The organism is Coleofasciculus sp. G3-WIS-01 (assembly GCF_040223135.1).
In the GTDB taxonomy this organism is placed as follows: domain Bacteria; phylum Cyanobacteriota; class Cyanobacteriia; order Cyanobacteriales; family Coleofasciculaceae; genus Coleofasciculus.
In genome coordinates this window covers 20499-40258 of sequence record NZ_JAVJZI010000107.1, presented here as the reverse complement: position 1 = coordinate 40258, position 19760 = coordinate 20499, and the positions used below count along the sequence as shown (strand labels likewise).

The 19760-nt window shown below is 44.3% G+C and carries 13 protein-coding genes; 5 read left to right on the top strand and 8 right to left on the bottom strand.

Annotated features, from left to right (window positions below):
• The first annotated feature begins 10 nt into the window (after window positions 1-10).
• Window positions 11-1186, top strand: a complete 1176-nt coding sequence (locus RIM23_RS11235) for a tetratricopeptide repeat protein (protein ID WP_446367076.1) — start codon at window positions 11-13, stop codon at window positions 1184-1186.
• 219 nt (window positions 1187-1405) lie between these two features.
• Here the strand turns inward: RIM23_RS11235 and RIM23_RS11230 are convergent, their stop codons facing one another.
• Together RIM23_RS11230 and RIM23_RS11225 are read right to left on the bottom strand one after the other, a co-directional pair.
• Entirely contained in the window at window positions 1406-3238 is a 1833-nt protein-coding gene (locus RIM23_RS11230) for a pentapeptide repeat-containing protein (RefSeq protein ID WP_446367074.1), read from the bottom strand.
• 126 nt (window positions 3239-3364) lie between these two features.
• Complete coding sequence (locus tag RIM23_RS11225; protein WP_446367072.1) at window positions 3365-4702, bottom strand: hypothetical protein; 1338 nt, start codon at window positions 4700-4702, stop codon at window positions 3365-3367.
• Between the two features lie 350 nt (window positions 4703-5052).
• Between RIM23_RS11225 and RIM23_RS11220 the strand changes: the two genes are divergently transcribed.
• Genes RIM23_RS11220 through RIM23_RS11210 form a run of 3 tightly spaced genes read left to right on the top strand, consistent with a single transcriptional unit; the run spans window position 5053 to window position 8451 of the window.
• Window positions 5053-5898: a DNA-methyltransferase gene (locus RIM23_RS11220; RefSeq protein ID WP_446343346.1), complete on the top strand. Its 846-nt coding sequence runs from the start codon at window positions 5053-5055 to the stop codon at window positions 5896-5898.
• Between the two features lie 7 nt (window positions 5899-5905).
• Window positions 5906-7843, top strand: coding sequence for an AAA family ATPase (locus RIM23_RS11215; protein ID WP_446367070.1), 1938 nt, complete (start codon window positions 5906-5908; stop codon window positions 7841-7843).
• Window positions 7840-8451: a hypothetical protein gene (locus tag RIM23_RS11210; protein WP_446367068.1), complete on the top strand. Its 612-nt coding sequence runs from the start codon at window positions 7840-7842 to the stop codon at window positions 8449-8451. Before RIM23_RS11215 ends, RIM23_RS11210 begins: the two co-directional genes overlap by 4 nt.
• 351 nt (window positions 8452-8802) lie before the next feature.
• On the opposite strand, the gene RIM23_RS11205 is transcribed toward RIM23_RS11210, so the two are convergent.
• The 6 genes from RIM23_RS11205 to RIM23_RS11180 all read right to left on the bottom strand — a co-directional run bounded on the left by RIM23_RS11205 (window position 8803) and on the right by RIM23_RS11180 (window position 18235).
• Window positions 8803-9963: a glycosyltransferase family 4 protein gene (locus RIM23_RS11205; protein ID WP_446367066.1), complete on the bottom strand. Its 1161-nt coding sequence runs from the start codon at window positions 9961-9963 to the stop codon at window positions 8803-8805.
• A 14-nt stretch (window positions 9964-9977) separates the two neighbouring features.
• Window positions 9978-11300 (bottom strand): O-antigen ligase family protein, encoded by a 1323-nt coding sequence (locus RIM23_RS11200; protein WP_446367064.1) that lies wholly within the window; start codon window positions 11298-11300, stop codon window positions 9978-9980.
• A gap of 135 nt (window positions 11301-11435) precedes the next feature.
• Window positions 11436-14072: an alanine--tRNA ligase gene (alaS, locus tag RIM23_RS11195; RefSeq protein WP_446367062.1), complete on the bottom strand. Its 2637-nt coding sequence runs from the start codon at window positions 14070-14072 to the stop codon at window positions 11436-11438.
• A gap of 410 nt (window positions 14073-14482) precedes the next feature.
• On the bottom strand, window positions 14483-16462 hold the full coding sequence (locus RIM23_RS11190) for a HEAT repeat domain-containing protein (RefSeq protein ID WP_446367060.1): 1980 nt from the start codon (window positions 16460-16462) through the stop codon (window positions 14483-14485).
• A gap of 148 nt (window positions 16463-16610) precedes the next feature.
• The gene (locus RIM23_RS11185) at window positions 16611-17225 is read right to left on the bottom strand and encodes a HEAT repeat domain-containing protein (protein WP_446367058.1); all 615 of its coding nucleotides are present in this window, start codon (window positions 17223-17225) and stop codon (window positions 16611-16613) included.
• Window positions 17226-17488: 263 nt separating this feature from the next.
• Window positions 17489-18235, bottom strand: a complete 747-nt coding sequence (locus RIM23_RS11180) for a DUF6544 family protein (protein WP_446367056.1) — start codon at window positions 18233-18235, stop codon at window positions 17489-17491.
• 241 nt (window positions 18236-18476) lie between these two features.
• On the opposite strand from RIM23_RS11180, the gene RIM23_RS11175 reads away from it, so the two are divergent.
• Entirely contained in the window at window positions 18477-19376 is a 900-nt protein-coding gene (locus RIM23_RS11175; RefSeq protein ID WP_446367054.1) for a phosphodiester glycosidase family protein, read from the top strand.
• Window positions 19377-19760 lie beyond the last annotated feature (384 nt).

Here is a 19760-nt window from a genome sequence, read left to right as displayed (position 1 = left end):
CGCGGCGGTTATGTTGGGGTTTGATGACTTGGGGGACTTGGGGCGCGATCGCCATGGTAAAATCGCCTATATTGGGATTGCAGTTCAACCTGTCTGCCTTGAGGAGTCTGCCATGTCTGGATCTCGGTTTCCCCGCGCACCTCAACCCCAACGCCAACCGATACGGGGATGGCATCTGGTTGGTTTGCTAGCGGCTAGTGCTGGGATCTACCTGATGGGTCAGTATTATTGGCTTCGCAAGACTTACACTGAAGGCGAGCAGGCTTACACCGCAGCAAATTGTCAAGTCGCCATTGCCGAGTTTGATTGGGTGATTAATAAGGGTGAGCAATTCGTCGATTTCAACGACTATATAGCTCGCGCTAGAGCGAAAAAGGCTGAATGTCAAGCATTTCAAGACGTGGTTGAGGAACAGAAGACGGCAACACCCGAAGCCGTACTGGTGGCGTATGAAGAATTTGTTAGTCGTTATCCCAGTGGTGCATTAGGGCAGCCAATTCGCCAAAAGACAGCTAGTTTGTTCGAGGAAGCGGGGATAGAGGCATTGGCTCAACCCAGCGCCTGTGAACGAATCGATAAATTAGTCGAAAACCAATTGATTCCAGAACCCAATCAGAACTCGCCCTCTTTCTACCAAGCTTGCGGTCAGATGTACAGCAAGGGTAACGACTACACCAATGCCGTTAAGATGTACGAAGGGTTTCTGGAAAACTACCCCCAGCACCAACTGGCATCAGAGGTCGAGTTAGCCTTAGCCAAGTCTATGGTAGCAGAGGCGAAAGCTCAAGGCGCTGGAAAAATCGAACGCCCCGGAGTCAGTGGTTGGACAGTGTCTGGGACGACGGTAGTGGAGATTCGCAATGACTCACCGGAAGATATGCGGATTGTCTTTAGCGGTTCTGAACCACGATTTGAAGAATTAGAACGCTGTGAAGACTGCCAAAAGTATATGGGTACAGGTCCAGAGTCCTGTCCCGCCAAAGGACCTGTGGGGCGTTACACACTCAAACCCGGTCAGTATGATGTGGTGGTGAAATCCATTAGCGATGGCGGCGTCAGACCGTTCACAGGAAATTGGGTACTCGACGGTGGCACAGAGTACAATAGCTGCTTTTTCATTGTGCAGCAACCCGGAACAGAATTTGAGGAGCAACAGGAGCGATCGCAGGATTTACCTGATGGTTAATAATCCTATCCTGTGAAGGGAATGGAACGATGATAAAGGATTTGTGCCTGCGCCCTTACATAGTTTGTGCCTTGACACAGAGGTAGTGCGATCAAACAGATTGCTCAATACCCAATTTCAACAACCTTTGCCACTTGAGAACAAACGCCTCTGTGAAATCAGTGCGACTAACTTCTAATCCCCCATTCCTACCGTTCCACCAAATCCGTGAAATCAGTGTTAACTATACTTAAGTAAATTATTAAAACTAAAATCATAATAATTTAGCCAATTCCAGCGACGATCCCAAAGAATCGGCATATAGCGATCGCGGAAAAAGCCAAACCGAGGCATAATCGGGAGACGTCCAATCAGCAGGCGTAATTGCCGCATCCCCCCATCTTCGACAAAGTAAGTTACATCGATTAGGGCATGATAGCGCCCTTGACGATACAATCGCCACACTAGGAGTAAGGGTATCGGTAAAAGGATTCCCGCCAAACACAATAGCGTCAGCCACGGTTGTTCACTGGTTTGAAAAATTGCGATCGCACCCCCTACAGTAGCCGCCGCCCCACTCCCCACCATGTACAGTGTTTCTAGGGAGGTGGGTAGAATCGGTTTAGGATAACGTCGTCGCCAACGATCTAGAAACCAAAACAGCAATCCGAAATAGGCAATCGCGATCATTCCCACGCCGAAAACTAAGCCAAAACTTGTACCATCGGCACTTAATAGCAGCAGTAAACTCAATCCCGCCCAGTGTAAAGCATCAATTAGCCAATGGCGCGATCGCACCGGGGTATCCTGGCGATTCATTAACTGGAAAAGGCTACCCACCAGACGTCCCCACAATTGTTCCCGTCGCAACCGTTCCCGCAGATAATCTAAAGAATTGCCATCGGGAATTTGTTCTTGTTCGCGAAAGTTCCGGACTAAATTCCGCAGTACATCCTCATTGCCTTCGAGTCGAGGAACTGATAGAATTTTTCCGACATGACCGGCATCACCAAATAGTTTTGCTTCGTCGGAGTCAAAGGTCATCCCGGCGACATTAACATAAGCATTGGGGGAAAAGCGCGTATTACTCAAATCCATTTGGTCGAGTAAACTCGCATCCCGCATTAAAATCGGTTGCTGAAACTGGCTTCCCCGCAAGCTAATAGACTTTTCCCACGTCGCCTCGTTTAGTAACAACGACTGAGTAAATCGACTCTTACTCAACAAACTGCGATCGCGCCAAATCACTTGGTAGAAATCCGCATCTTCTAGCCATTGGCTTCCGGTAAAATTGGCAAGCTGGACAAATTCCGCCTGACTAAAATTTCCCTTCCCATGAAACGTAGATAAACTAAAATTCGCCATCCCTTTAAACTGCACCTGAGTAAACCCAGCCTGATCAAAGAAGGTATCGCTGCTGAAGTTAACCTCTCGACCAAATGTAGTATTACTGAAATCAACGGACTGGCTAAAACTACTCCCTGAAAAATCTACTTCCTGGATAAACACAGCATCAGATACTTCTAAGCGTTGCAGAAAGAAAGTATTCGCGAAATTAATCGCACCACTGAGACGGGTTTGATTCAGTTTGAGAGTACCCCGAAAGACAGTAATTGAGGGGACTTGGTCTCTGGATTCGCTGATAAAGCGAGCATCTTTTGCCAATTGTGCTTGTTCTTGTTTAGTTAATAAGGAGGGTAACGTGGCTTGGGAGAGAGCGGTTTGTAAGCCTAATTTACTAGCCGTAAACTCTCCTTGAATCAAGGATTCACTTAAATCTAAAGCCAGAGGGGTTTTAGAACGAGTTAGCTGGCTTTGGAGGTGTTGGTAGAACTGATCTCGAAAGTCTGTATTCTCGTTGGTTAAGTCAATAACGAACTGGCGCAGATCAATCGTGGAAACGCCTTCGCTTTGAATCGGCGACTCTAGACTCTTTTGCAGGAGTTCCAGGGTTAACGGTTGGCGTTCTGAGGTGGCGGCTAAGGCGGGTAGGGGAATCAGGAGTAGGAGAAATGTGAGCAGGAATCCGAGGAGTCGCTGGGGGAAATGGGGTAGGAACTGAATTCGGTTCAAGGCGATCGCATCTTTAAAGGTTCGTTCAATTATTTTACCGGGTTAACCATCTCCAGATTTTATAGCAGAAGGCAGAATAGAGAAGGTTTATTATTGGTAGAATGACGTATGACGAATGACTTTTTTTTAGGGTTGAACCTGCTTAAGTTTATTTTGGGCTGAGAGCAAAAGTTCTTGAGCTTTCGGGTAGGATGTTGTCCCCGATTGTACCTTATTGAGTTGATTAATAATACCCTGAAGCTGACTAAGGGTCAGATTCCGATCAATCGCCGCATCGGTAGGTGTGTTGGCGAGCAAACGTTGAATTTGACGTTGAGCTTCATCGAGGGCTTGTATTGATTCTGCCTCGGCTGAGGAGCGAGTTTGGATAATACCTAAATTCGTTTGATAAGTGGCAAGTAATTTTTGGGCTTCTAGATAACCTTGATCATCTAGGGGAACTTTTTCCAATCGCGCGATCGCTTGTTGCCAAAGTTTCTGGATTTGTTGCCATTCAGCGACAGTGTGGGGCGGATTTTGAGCCGCTTTAGCCGCCGCAAAAGCAAATTCTTGAGCCGCACCAATCAGGTAACCGGTACGCTGGTTATCCGCCGCAAAGCCAACCACTTGCTGAAAGTCCCTTTGATAAGCGAGGAACTTGGTTTTCGCGGTTTGTCCGGCGAGGGTAGCTGAGGGAATTTGCTCTAATTGATCAATTGCTGAACGCCATTGTGCGATCGCGTTTTGTTTATCAGTTGGCGTTGCGGCTTGCTGGTACTGCTGTTTGGCTTGATTGAGTACAGTTTCGGCTTTCTCTAGTTCAATCTGAGCATTTTTCTCCTGGAATACCTTGGCTTCCATACGAGCGACGTTAGTACGAGCGCGTTCAAATTCATCGAAGGTGAATTTCCAGCTACAGTTAAATAAGCTACAGTAGAATTTGGGTTCGTAACCTAAGAACCAGACAGGTAATTGATCCAGATGATTTTGGGCTAGCTTAACTTTTTCTTCCCCTAAGCCGAAATCTGCTGCACTGGTAGCATTATTGATCAGTTGATCGGCTTGTTCAACGTTGCGAATGGTTTGGCGATAGCTATGATCCATCTGGATATAACTGGGTAATATTAACAGTGGTGCTGTCCGCGCCACTGGACGCCGGATCATTGGATAAGGCAGATTAACCAGCCAAACAAAACCCGCCATACTCCCCAGGATTGCCCCTGTCCAAGCCATTTTACTAAGTAGTCCCGGCGGCTGATTAGCTTTTGCCGCTTTCTTGAGTTCTTTTTCACTGAATTGGGGTAACACATCCACAATCGCTTCTCGTAGTTCGGCTAATGAAGCGGGGGCACCGGGTTGCGATCGCAGTTTTTTTAACCGATTGAGGACGATTTCTCGTTCTACCTGATTGACTGAGGAGTCTCCGGTGCAGTGGTGAACTTCTGCACAGAGGATTTTATAGGCGTGGTGATTGAGGCGATTCATGATGAAGATGCTCAAGATTATCTTCTAGTTTGGCAGACCCTTATCCCATTTGTCTAGCTACGGCGGCGGTTTCTTGTGTGGCAAAGACAACGGTTACTACAAGTCAGGGCATCGCGCCATATAATTCAATGGAAGAACTCAGGAAGAAGTATGAAGAGTAAAGATTTTTTCATTACACACCGCAATCTGTATTAACCTATGATTTGTCTGGCTTTGATGGGGCGATTGCTGTCCGGCTCAAACATCCGTGCTCGCTAAGGGCATCAAGTCGGCTATAGTATTTTGCTCTCACTTTGATTCCCGATGTAAACTTGACTATACTAATCAGGCTAGGCTACAATCTTTCTCTTATGCCTTGGTTGGATAAATGGAGTAATGTAACAAAAAATGGAATTTTATGGAGTGTTTTTCAAGGAGACGCTCACTCGGTTCTATTGGATTTGCCAAGTAATCATTTTAATTGTGTGATTACATCTCCTCCATACTACTGGTTACGTGATTATGGGGTTGAGGAACAAATTGGACAAGAGACAACCGTTGAAGGCTATGTCAGTGCAATCGCCTCTGTCATGGATGAAGTCAAGCGGGTACTGAAGGATGATGGAGTCCTTTTCCTCAACTTAGGTGATACCTATTATTCAGGTAAAGGAAAATCTCAAGGAAGGGATCGCAAGAGCAGTAAACGTCGATTTGGTTTAAGAGCGGTTGATAAAAGCGGTGGTTTAGGAATTGGGCTGCAACCTAAAACAATTATTGGGATGCCTTGGCGGGTTGCTATTGAAATGACAATGCGAGGTTGGGTTCTACGCAGTCCTATTATTTGGCATCGAAAACATTGTCTGCCTGAATCCGTTAAAGATAGACCTCGACGTAGCTATGAATATGTCTTCATGTTTGCTAAAAACAGACGTTATTATTTCAATCGATCAATGCTTGAAAAAGAAGAAGAGGAAGATCTGTGGACAATTGCTGCACGTCCTAAACCAACTAATGGCATCTACACGGCGCCATTCCCTGATGAGTTGGTTCAAAGATGTCTTGATATTGGATGTCCAGCAGATGGGGTTGTTCTCGATCCATTTGCTGGAGGTGGAACCACCCTGAGAGTGGCGCTACAATCAGGAATATCTGCTACTGGAATAGATTTAAACCCTGAGTTTTGTAGTTACATGGTTAATACATTATGTGGTCTCTGAGGGCTATATGTTTCTCAAGGTAGAACAAATCAAAGAATCTCTTGAGCCTCTCAAGTCTCTTCATCCCTTTTATGGGATCACCTTTCTAGTGTGTAAAAAAGCCCGTTTACCAGTTGGTTATACCATTCAATTTTCCATCAATGCAAGGGAGACGGAGTTCCTTAATGAGTACTTCAAACCGGAACCAACCTCTAAACACCCTTACCAGGTCTTCAAAACTTCTAATCCAAGCAATCGTTGGCTTTCACCAAATTATGCTAGCTCAGGCTCTCAGAGTACAAGGACGAGAGGGGATTTAGCTAATGCATTTATTCATGATAAAAACACTAATATCTGGGGATGGCAATCGAATTATGTACAAGTACTTCACGAGCATTTAACTCGAACAAGAGAGAGTTTGATTCCAACTTTTCATTTAGCTGTATGGTTATATAGAGAAAAAAAGTGGTCTTCAGATGCAACAGCTAAAGATATCCTTGATACTTTATTTGCGGATTTTTTTATCACAGAGCAGGAAAAAGAGTCACTTTTTGATGCTTCTATTCCTGACGATACTGTGCTAGATAAGTTGTTTCAAGATAAAAAAATATCTTCAAGAGATTTACAGGTGATTATTGGTAAACCGCCTGACTCTGATCCAGAAGAAGGTGGAACGCTACACCTCTTAGAAATCCAAGGAGTAGGACCGGCGAAACGATTAATCTTTCAACCCGGCAAAAGGCTTTCGTTAATCACTGGAGACAATGGGCTAGGAAAAACGTTTCTGCTTGATTGTGCGTGGTGGGCTTTAACGGGTAAATGGGCAGGATTGCAGGCATATCCTACGCCAAATTCTAGAAAAAACGAACCCGTCATAGGATTTAAAATCTCTGGAGATTTTGAGTCCGAAACTATAAGAGTCTCATACGATTGGCAAACTCAAAGCTGGAAACCGCCTAAGCAGCGACCGACTATTCCTGGTTTACTCGTGTATGCGAAAGTCGATGGCTCTTTTGCGGTGTGGGACTCGGCTAAAGAATATCTAGCGATTCAAGAACTTGGAGATAGTGATACAAATCCACGTCCATTTGTTTTTACCAAAGATGAAGTTTGGGATGGGCGCAATATTGAAGTTGGAGGTCGAAGAACTACATTCATAAATGGTTTAATTCAAGATTGGATTCAATGGCAAAGTAGACCTAAAAACTCTCCATTCAGTACGCTTGAGAAAGTTCTAGAACGATTATCTCCCCCCTTACAAAGTGATTTGGGAATTTTAAAACCAGGAGAACCTGTCAGAATTCCCTACGATGTTAGATCTATACCAACGATTGACCATTCTTATGGCACGGTTCCCATCGTTTATACTTCAGCAGGTGTTCGTCGTGTTATTACACTTGCCTACCTGATTATCTGGGCATGGGAAGAACATAAAATTCAATCCAAGCTGATTCGCAAAAAACCACAGAAAAAGATGGTGATTTTAATTGATGAGTTAGAAGCTCACCTCCATCCACAATGGCAAAGGGTGATTTTATCAGCTTTATTGGATGTTAGGGAAGATTTAGCTACTGACTTACAAGTGCAACTGATGGTTGCTACCCACTCTCCCATGATTATGGCATCTGTGGAATCGAGATTCGATGAGAAATTAGATAAGTTATTCCGTCTAGATCTTGCTAAGAGTGGCTTAATTGCTAACGAAGTAGATTTGGTTCAACTACCCTTCATCCGTCAAGGGCGAATTGATGCTTGGCTTACATCAGATGTTTTTGGTCTTAGACAACCTCGTTCTATTGAAGGAGAGCAGGTTATACAAGCCGCAAAAGCACTACAAGAAGCTGAAAATCCGAGTTCACAGGATGTACAGAAGGTTTCAGATAAACTGAGAAAATACTTAGCCGAGGATGATGAATTCTGGTCTCGGTGGCTATTTTTTGCAAGGCAACATGGAGCATCGTTGTGATTCCTGTTCAAGAAAAACCTGAACCAACAGATTTTGAAAGCAAAGTTAGAGCAAAAGGGAGGAATTTCTTACAACAAGTCACTTACCCAAAAAATTGGGACAATCGGGAATATTGGAGAAATTCGCTGAAGGATCTCTATAAAGCTTATAACGGGGTTTGTGCTTACTCTGCCCAATGGATTCCCGAAACTGAAGGCAGTCCCACTGTTGATCATTTTATTCCAAAAGCCTTTAAACCGGAGTTAGCCTACGAGTGGAGCAATTTCCGTCTATCCTGTTTAAAGATGAATGCCAGAAAGAAAGACTTCCAAGATGTTTTAGATCCATTTCAGATTCAGTATAGATGGTTTACCTTAAAGTTTCCTTCTTTAATCATCAAACCAGGTCTCAATCTAGAACCATCGATTAGAAGTAAAGTCGAGAGTACTATTCAGCGTTTACAGTTAAATAAAGAGGAAACTATAAATTCTAGATTTTATTGGCTGATGAGGTATTGTGAGAATAAATTTCCGTTTGAGTTTTTGCAAGAGGTTGCACCATTTATTGCTTCTGAGTTAGAACGTCAAAATCTTGTTGACTCGATCGCGTCTATCATGTCAGTCAGTTGAGTTACTTTTGTTTGACTATTGACCGTTTCATCTGTAGCCAATATTATCGGTGCGATCGCTTGACAAGGTTTCGGTTTTGGGGGATAATTTTTTATAATGGGAAAATGTGCCCGCCTATAGACTCCTATTTGGCGTTTGAGGAAAGTCGGTAGGTTGGGAAAACCTCAGGAAAACTTCACGTTAATACTCATATCTTGCACCACTGGCGTTAAACCGCCTTGGGTTGAAACCCCAGGAACTAAACCCTTGCAGTCATCTAGTATAAGGCTGCATCTCTAGTTCTAGTCCATTTTAATGGACTTAAGCTATAAGCCAAGAACTTGAGTTCTTGGCGGGTGTCGGGGCTTATTTTCAATTAGAAGACAACAAGGCTGCCAGGGTTGTTTTAAACTGATTCAATTCAAACAATTCAATTGTTCTTGTTCGTAACCCTTCTGGATTGTACACCATTTTATTCCCATAATCTCCTTGGATGATTTCAATAAGTTTGGTAGCAATATCCTCTACATCATTGGGATCAACTAAGCATCCTAATTCCCCACTAACCAGAGGTTGAACAGAACCATCTTGGTTACCGGCTAACACAGGTTTACCACAAGCTAATGCTTCTAAAAAGACAATGCCAAAGCCTTCCCCCTGACTGGGCATCGCAAACACATCACAGAGGTTATAATGATCGCATAATTCCTCATCTGTCAAAAATCCCGGCAAAGTCACGCAATCATCGAGGTTCAAGCTGGTAATTAAGGTTTGAATCCTCGGTCTATCATCACCTTTACCCGCGAGAATATAGTGAATATTGGGAATATGCTGACGAATTTTGACTAAGGCATGGAGAATTTGATCGTAGCCTTTATGCTTAGCCATACGCCCTAGGCGAGTTACTGTTAATATTATCGGTTGATTGGGGGTTATATTATACCGTTGTAGTAAGTAATTTGGTTTAGGATTTATCTGAAATTGTTTAGAATCAAAAGTATTAAATAATATATGAATTTTATCCGTATCAATATTTTGCTCTTTAATTATTCTCTGTCGTGTATATTCACTAACAGCAATGACTTTTTCGGCTCCCTGTAATACGAGTTTGTGGGATTTTCTTTCTGTAGACCAAACCTCGGTACCATGAGCAATGAACCAGTAAGGGACTCCATTTATTCGTTGAAGTATATAGCAAGCAATCGCATAGTTGATATGGGTAGATACTACTAAATTTGGACGCTGCCAAATTCCTTTGACAATTATTGTAATGGCTAGAAGTATAGTTTGTAGCCATCGGGGAAATTGCCCGAAATAGTGAAATTTAGTATGGGGTATAAATTGGAGATTTTGCAGGTTTTTTGAATCGTTTTTATCATACTTTATGAAAATGTCATAATTGGCATCCGGATATAACTCTTGTAATGATTTGAGCAAGAAAGCTGAATAAACCTGCACTCCTCCCTTAAATTCAAAGATATTAGGGAATATGAGATAGAAATGATTGTTTTTTAATGGGTGTTGTTGAGTCATAGTAAAATCCAAATTTACTTGAGCGTTGTTTCAACTTTTGTTCCTGATATAACTGCTAGGGATAAAAAATACAGCTCAATCGTTGTAAAGGTATAGTCTTCAATGAAAAAGTCAAGCATTTGCGATGCTAAAAATAGAAGTATGATGACAGTTACAAAATTACTCGGCTTGAGATCCGATGCTATTTTCAACAAGAAACCAATAAATATTAGTAATCCAGGTATTCCCAGTTCTGCACCTATATTTAAAAATATATTATGGGCGTGAAAACCTTTGACACCAAAAACTTCTCTTCCTATATGTTCGGCAAAAACGCCTAGTCCTATGCCTGTTATTGGTTGTTTGGTCATTTCAATTATAGCCGCTTTCCATAAAGCTAATCTCGACAAAGCTGTTGCTTGGGGATTTGATATTTCTGTCTCAATTGAATTTTTTTGACTCACTAGATTAACGGTTGTTTGAGGATTGGGTATTTTTGTCTCAAGGGAAGTTTCGTGGGTAAAGTTTTGATTCAGTAGCTCAAATCCAGGCAATATATTAGGATTAACGAATCCTAGTTTATAATTAGCGGCGGGATACAATAAGATGCAAATTATCAAAAATAAAGGAAACAAAATAAATTGACATTTGTTGATGATTTTTATTTGCTTAAGTAGAACTAAACCGAGAATGAACACTAACCATGCATTTCGGCTGGTAGAAACTGCTATGGAAATAACTAACAGGACTTCGCTGATATATAAGTAAATTGTAGAAATAATTTTTTTCTGGTATAGAATCAGAGTCAAACTCGCGCCTATCGCCATTAAAACGCCAAACTGATTTGGGTTTTGCATGATTGAACCAATCTGAGGATGGAAGCTGGGATACTTTAACAGTCTAAACATCCACATTTTGGGGAAGACTATTTCTACCCACCCTAAAATAGCTATGACTTGTATTATAACTAATAGAGTTAGGCAGTAATATTTGATGCTTTTCGGTTTGGTAAAGTTTAGGCTTAAAAAAGCAATAAATATGAAAAAATAATCGGTGTATTTTATCGTGTAAGTTAGGGCAGTGGCTGGAAAATTGCTAAAAAATGCACAGACCCATATCCAGATATATAATAATCCAATAGCTGCCAATATTTTTGGGTGAGCAATACAAAATTCTTTTAGGCTTTTTAGGTTTGAAATAATTAATAGAGTGGAAAATAAAGGAATCAAGAGATAATGGATACTCAGGCTAAAAGAACTAAAATAAGTGAATTTTACCCGACTCAGGAGAGATGAAAGTAGCAAACCTATAAAACATATCTTTATGACGATATTTTCTTTTTCTGGTTTAGTAATCATTTTTAGCGTTTAATAGGATGCATTAGGCATCAGTAGAGTCATTATAATTCCTTTCATCTCGATCTTGCCGTAATGCACCACTATACCTTGCCTAATTTATAGGAAAAAAAGGTGGGCATTGCCCACCCTACATGATTACTGCAACTGTTCAATTAACTGACGTTTTGCCGTATCCAAAGCTTCGGGTAATTTACTAGCGTCTCGTCCCCCAGCTTGGGCTAAATTGGGGCGTCCCCCACCGCCACCGCCGCAAAGTTTGGCAATTTCACCAATAAATTTACCAGCTTGTAGTTTCTTCTCTTTCTGGACTTTGGTGCTAAACGCCGCGACTAAACTAACTTTTCCTTCTGTTGGTACAGAACCTAAAACAACCGCACTTTCGCCCAATTTTTGCTGAAGTCGTTCCGCTGCAGTTTTCAGGGCGTCAGGTTCAATGTCTCCTAGATTTGCCACTAAAACTTTGAACTCACCCACCGATTCAGCTTGACTCAATAACTGATCAGATTTGGCTAAAGCTAATTCTTGTTTTACAGCGTCTAATTCTTTCTGAGAGGCTTTGAGTTCGTTCTGGATATTGGTAATGCGTTCTGGGATTTCTTCGGGTTTGACTTTAAAGCGATCGCATAATTCTTTGACTACTTTATCCCGCAGGTTCAAATAATCCAATACCGCAGGACCTGCTACCGCTTCGATGCGCCGAATACCGGAAGCCACCCCCGTTTCGGAGACAATTTTAAATACACCAATTTCAGCCGTGTTATTCACATGAGTCCCCCCACAGAGTTCCATAGAAACACCAGGGAAATCAATAACCCGTACCTCCGAAGCGTATTTTTCCCCAAACATCGCGATCGCACCTTTTGCCTTGGCGTCTGTAAGGGACATGATAGCGACATCTGCGCCATGAGCTTCAGCAATCCAAGTATTAATTTGCTCCTCAATTTGTGCCAATTCCTCTGCAGTCAGGGAACGGGAACAATTAAAATCAAACCGCAGGCGATCAAAAGCGACTAAGGAACCGGCTTGGGAAATAGATAGATCAACAATCTTTTTCAGCGCCGCTTGTAATAAATGAGTCGCCGTATGATTCGCTTGGAGGCGACGACGACAGGCGCGGTCAATTTGAGCCGTAACGGTATCCCCTAGATTTATCATTCCCCGTTCCACGCGACCAAAATGGACAAAGAAGTCGGATTCTTTCTTTACATCTTCAATCCGTACCACTAAATTATCGCCCGATAAATAACCGCGATCGCCAATTTGCCCCCCGGATTCGGCATAGAAGGGGGTTTGGTCTAAAATAATCTGAACATCAGTACCAGATTCTGCTGATTCTACCGCTTTACCTTCGACTAATAAGGCTTCAACTTGGGCAATAGAGTGCGGTTCACTATACCCCAAGAACGTCGTGCCCTGGATATGTTCAGCTAACTTATCCAAGCTTCCCTGTACCGTCAAATCAATGGTTTTATGGGCATCTCTTGCCCGTTGGCGCTGCTTCTCCATTTCAATTTCAAAGCCTGCCAAATCTACAGTAATCCCTTGTTCTTCGGCAATTTCTTGGGTTAATTCTAAGGGGAATCCGTATGTATCATAGAGGGTAAAGGCATCCATCCCAGAAATTTGCTGGGGCTTTGTCGCCAGGATCTCTGCTAATAATTTCTCGCCGTTTTCTATGCGTTTGAGGAATTGAGATTCTTCTCGTTGCAATTGAGCTTTAATCGAATCGTTCCGTTGTCGCACATTGGGATAGGCGTCTTCTGCCAGTGCGATCGCACTTTCTGCAACTTGGGTGGTAAACTCTCCTTGGGCAATGCCAATTAAGCGTCCATGGCGCACCACTCGCCGGATTAAACGACGCAGGATATAGCCGCGCCCATTATTCGAGGCGGTAACGCCATCAGCAATTAGATGAACCACGGCGCGAATGTGATCACCAATGACTTTTAGGGATACTTTGGTCTTTTCGTCACTCTTGGCGTAATCAAGTCCAGCAATCTCAGCGGCGGTTTTGATGATCGGGAAAATCAGGTCAGTTTCGTAGTTATTGGGAACCTGCTGGAGGATTTGCGCCATCCGTTCTAATCCCAAGCCGGTGTCAATATTTTTATTTTTCAGGGGGGTAAGATTCCCCTCAACATCCCGGTTGTATTCCATGAACACCAGGTTATAGAACTCAATAAACCGGGTGTCATCTTCTAAATCGATAGCCTTGTCACCTTTTTCCGGGTGGAAGTCGTAATAAATTTCTGAACAAGGACCACAAGGACCCGTAGGACCCGATGCCCAGAAGTTATCTTCTTCCCCCATCCGCTGGATACGATGAGCTGGGATACCAATTTTATCCCGCCAGATGGCAAAAGCTTCGTCATCCTCTCTAAACACACTCACCACCAGGCGTTCTGGAGGTAATTCAAAGACTTTAGTGGATAATTCCCATGCCCACGCGATCGCTTGTGCTTTAAAATAGTCGCCAAAGCTAAAATTGCCCAGCATTTCAAAGAAGGTATGGTGTCGCGCCGTGCGTCCCACATTCTCTATATCATTGGTGCGGAGACATTTTTGCGAGGTGGTGGCGCGGGAAAATTCCGACTGGCGTTGTCCCAGGAATATGGGTTTAAAGGGTAACATCCCCGCGATGGTGAGTAACACGGTGGGATCTTCGGGGACTAAGGAAGCCGACGGCAAAACCTGGTGTTGCCGTTTTTCGTAGAATTCCAGGAACGTTTGTCGGATTTGGTTACCGCTGAGGGATTTGGGAGATTTGGGCATGGTGTTTCACTCACAGACTAGGATCGGATTTTGGATTTTAGCTCATTTGGCAAGAAGCCTCACGTCCTACCCGATAGGGAGGCGTGAGATGAATTGCCAGTCTCTCGAAACTTGTTTTGATTTTTGACAACAAGTTCGGTATAAGGTATAATTCAAGCTTTGAGGACGAATTCTTTTAATTCTCATTTACAAAGCTGCGAATGCTGGTAAGTTGATGGTGAAAGTCAAACCTCATATCGTCAAAGTTTCTCTTGCGATAAGCAAGAAGTGGGGCTGGGCGTATTCCCCACTATAAAACGCCGGAAGCGTCGTTCTACAACGGCGACAAAGGAAGCCTACAACCGTACCCGTAGGGTCGGTGTAGGAGGACGTCACACGCTTAGACTTATCCATCCTAGAGATAAGGAGGTTTATCGGTTCAATTGTGATCCATTTTTACACTTGTTATCGATTGTTGCAGGGTTTTGGGTTCTCTTCCCGGTTTCAGCCGACGCTAGGGGGGGGCGGTTTAAACCGCAGCTACACAAACAAAACCCGCCTGCGCGGGTTTCCACACCCCTCGAATTAGCCTTGTCAAGGGGACTTTGTTTCGTTTGGTTCCGCGATTTCCAATCGCTAAGGCTTATCTTCACCGCTTCTAAAAACCTAGACAAACCTACCCACAAGTAATTCTGCCTTGGTATAAGTCCACGGTGTAACTTTTGGTCGATAACCCCTCTTTTGGTGGAGCGTAAATTCTGAATCACCGACTCCACAGTATCAGCTTGGGAGAAGTTTCCCGCCTTGAGGTTATTGTAATGGCGTTGGAGTAAATCAATATCCTGGGATTGCCAAGAGACAAGACGAGTCACTACGGCTATCTTTTTGGCTAAATCATTTTGCAGTCGGGGCAACTCCTGAGCATTGTCCCAGACTTGGAGAAACAATTCCAGTGTTTTTTTGCCGTCTTCATAGTTGAGGGCGGTGGGAGTTGATTTAGGAGAGCCAACCCATTTCAGCAGAGTTTTTACTTCATCAGTTCCCCCACTTAGGAAATAGGTTAAAAAACGCCAGTATTCAAAGTTATCTTGATTGGCATTCTCAGCATTATTGAGAATATAAACAACCTCATTTAAGTCCAGTCTCCTGAGATCAAGTAATAAATTAGCTACCAAAAAATGAACGACTTTTAAGTCAGGTTGGATGAAGTGGAGAATCTCAGGGATATATGGGGTGACGGCTTCCCCCAGATTCCCTAATGCTATAGCCGCCGACTCACGAACGTATGAATCAACGGTTTCATCCTGGAGTAAATTGAGAATGTCAGGGATGTATTTGACGTCAGCTTCCCCCAAATTCCTTAATGATCCAGCCACCGAGCCACGCAGGAATGGATCAACAGTTTCATCCCGGAGTAAATTGAGAATATCAGGGATGTCTTGGACGCCAGCTTTCCCCAGATTCCCTAATGCATGAACCACCGAGTCACGCCGGAATGAATCAACGGTTTCATCCTGGAGTAAATTGAGAATATCAGGGATGTATTGGGCACCAGCTTTCCCTAGATTCCCTAATCCTATAGCCGCCCAGGCACGAATGTCTGAATCAACGGTTTCATCCTGGAGAATATTGGCTATCTCCGGGGCGTAAACAGCGCCAGCTTCCCCGATATTCTCTAATACTCTAACCGCCGAGCGACGAATGTCTGAATCAACGGTTTCATCCTGGAGTAAATTGACAATATCAGGGATGTATTGGACACCAGCTTCTCCCAGATTGACTAATGCCATAGCCGCCGAGCGACGAAGCTCATCATCAACGCTTTCATCCTGGAGGAAGTTGAGAATATCAGGAATATAGGGGGCGCCAGCTTCTCCTAGATTGACTAATGCCATAGCCGCCTGACGACGAATCTCATCATCAACGGTTTGATCCTGGAGAATATTGGCAATCTCCGGGGCGTAAACAGCGCCGGCTTCCCCTAGATTCCCTAATGCATAAGCCGCCTGACGACGAACTCCGAGATCAACGGTTTGATCCTGGAAAATATTGGCAATCTCCGGGGCGTATGGGGCGGTAACTTCCCCTAGATTCCCTAATGCATAAGCCGCCCAGCTACGACTGTCTGAATCAAGGGTTTTATCCTGGAGGATGTTGAGAATTTCAGGGATGTATGGGGCGGCGGCTTCCCCCAGATTTTCTAGTGCATCAGCCGTCACGTGACGAATGACTGCATCAACGGTTTCATCCTGGAGGAAGTTGAGAATTTCAAGGATGTAAGGGGCGGCAACTTCCCCCAGATTCACTAATGCATAAGCCGCCAAGCGACGACTGTCTGAATCAATGGTTTCATCCTGGAGGAAGTTGATAATATCCGGGATATATTGGGCGCTAGCTTTTCCCAGATTCACTAATGCATAAGCCGCCGAGCTACGAATGTCTGCATCAAGGGTTTTATCCTGAAGAATCTTGAGAACATCAGGAGCGTAGGGGACGCCAACTTCCCCCAGATTTCCTAATGCTCTAGCCGCCGAGCGACGAATGTCTAAATCAAGGGTTTTATCCTGAACTAAATTGATAATATCCGGGATGTAGGGGGCGGCGGCTTTCCCCCAGATTCCCTAATGCATAAGCCGCCGAGCTACGAATGTATGAACTCTGGTAGAAATCAATGGTTTCATCCTGAATAAAATTGATAATATCCGGGATGTATTGGGCATCGGCTTTCCCCAAATTGACTAATGCATTAATCGCCAAGCGAGGAAGGTATGCATCTAGGGTTTCATCCTGAATAAAATTGATAATATCCGGGATATAGGGGGCGCCAGCTTCCCCCAAATTACCTAATGCACCAGCCGCCGAGTTACGAATGTATGAATCAAGGGTTTTATCCCGGAGAATGTTGGCAGCTTTCTGGGCAATATCCCCGGGTTTATCCAGCACAGCTTGCAAATCCTGGGACTCGTATCGAGCTAATCGCCCCAAAGCATACCCCTTTACCTGATCATGTCCATCATCAAGAGCCGCGATTATCCCATCAATCTGCCAAGGTTGCGGCTTGGGCGGTTCTTCAGCGCTCACCCAAGGGAGGGCAAGTTGGAGCGTCAGGAACAGGGTAAACAGAAATAGGAAAAAGTGAGAAAATGGTTTGGTTTTATGAATAGCTTTTAACATAAATGCATGACATTTTAATAGACTCTAAACCAAATTTTGAGGAGAGGGCGACCCAATCCTCTGTAGGGGCGGGTTTGACTACTATCTTTTCGGTTGCACCTTGATGTGACTAAACCCGCCCTGTTTATTGTGAGAAAAGGGCGACCCAATCCTCTGTAGGGGCGGGTTTTACTACTATCTTTTCCGTTGCACCTCAATGTGACTAAACCCGCCCTGTTTCTCTATTTGTTAATTTATGCAAACAAGTCGCCCCGACAAGAGGTTTAACGATAGATTGCTTGATCAATAGTTGCTCGAAAAAATGCCCCTTCTGACTCAAAGCGCTCACTACCAAAATGCCATCCACCCAACAAGCGAGTGGGGATAGTGTAGCCGCCAAACGTTCCTTCTTCCTCTATAAAACCGCCAAAGTTTGCATAATGGAACTCAGCACCTTCAGGATTACCCCAACGCCTCAGATTGGCACTCTCCAACCGCCCTTGATTATCAACCGTAAGAATTAGTTCCGTACTCTCCCCAAATCGGGTTAAACTAGCATGGGCATGAACTGCATCTGATGCCGTCCAGGATACATCTGGTTCACATAGAACAGAGGGTAACCAAAAAAGTTCCCCCAGCATTCGCCCGACAGCCGATCGCGTGGTATCATCACCCGAAGCCGTTACCACCGGAAACAGCCCTAACAGCTTCCACCGCATCGCCCCAACGCCATCCACAAGCCGATCCGAACCCCAAATCGGTAAACCCTTCATCCGTACCGCCGCCCGCCAGATAAAACCTCGACGCCAACAGATGACTTGTTCTGCGGTAAAAGGAAGCCAACCCCGCAGTTTGATTTCGCCATGCATCCGCAGTCGCACCGCAGAGGCTAATTTTGTTCCTGGCGCGATCGCATGGTTCAGATAGCCTTGTACCGCATCAGGAAGCCCTACCACTTGATCGGGTTGAAAAACTTGCTCGCTGGGTGGCGTTGACTCCCATAACTCGTCCAGGGAAACCGCTTTACTCATACTTACCTTCAACCCCGATACTTAAAAACAATTGTCCGGATTAATCTTTATAACCCAGTATTTATTGTCAGCGAAGCAAACCTATTTATCAGGTTACTGCAGGAACGAGGAACCCTATTCTAATACTACACAAACCTTCCCTCTTCCCCAATTACAAATCACCAGGTTGCAATCCACCCAGTTATAAACCCAGCGCATCAAGTTGGTGTTTATAACGGCTAGTCCTGTTGAGATTGTACCAATGTCACATCAAAACTTATCCAGCCATCACCGAAAACTCACCCGACGCTCATTTCTCGTCCTTGGTGGTGCGGCTTTCGCCCAAGGGTTAGGACTTATTTCTCCAGTCGCCGCCGAGTCTGTCAGTCTTCGGCGCAGTACGATTCTCGGAGTTCCCCTGTATCAAACCCACATTGATTTGACAAACCCAAATACCTTTATCGCCATTGGCTTAGCTAATAATTCCACTCTGGGAAATCATCAAGGGACGATTGGTGAGGAATCTTTTGGTAATATGGTTAGCCGCTATCATGCTGCTATCGTTGCGAATGGCACATTTTTTAGTAAGCAAGATCCAAAACGGCTGATGGGAAATATAGTATCAGCCGGGATGTTTCTTAAATACAGTCCCTGGGAAAATTATGGTACAACACTGGGATTGCGGGTGGGAAACCAACCGGAATTGGTGACAGCGCGAGTGGATGGAACACCTGATTGGGGTCAACATTGGTTTTCGCTGACAGGGGGACCAAGACTTTTGAGACAAGGGAAAGTTTGGTTAGCGCCGCGTAGTGAAGGATTTACTGATCCGCGTGTTATGGGTGTAGCCCATCGCTGTGCGATCGGGTTCCCAGCCAGTGGGAAAAAATTAATCTTGGTCACGTTTTTAGTCCCCTTACCTTTATGGCGAGAAGCGAAGGTAATGCGGGCAATTGGGTGTAGTGAGGCGATGAATTTAGATGGCGGATCATCTAGCGCATTATACCACAGGGGGAGGATTTTGGTGAATCCAAAACGAACGCTCACGAACGCAATTGTGGTGTATGATTCCCATCATCCAGCACCGACATTTTTGCGAGAGACTTGGCAAAAGTTTCAACGAGGAGAACGACCGATCATTCCTCAGTTATTCAGAGTTTGAATGGTTTAGAAATAAACGGCGGTTGCCACTGGATGATCCCCCCCTAACCCCCCCTTCAAAAGGGGGGGGGAACCTCTTGCTCCCCCCTTGTTAAGGGGGGCTGGGGGGGATCGACTACCGCCACATCATGGACATCCAAGTCCCCGGTAACATAACCCACTTGCGGCACATAAAGACAGTCATACCCGTTGTGAACTTGTCCCGCTTCTAGAACATTTTAAAATCGCCATAACTGAATCTTCATAAATAAGACTTTGATTTAACAACTTATTGCTAAAAATTACATTTATTTAACTAAGATTTGGCATCTAGAACTCTGAATGTCGAAACCGTGGAATCACCAGTGAATTTTGAATCAGGGCGGGTTTAGTCAAGTTATCCGTT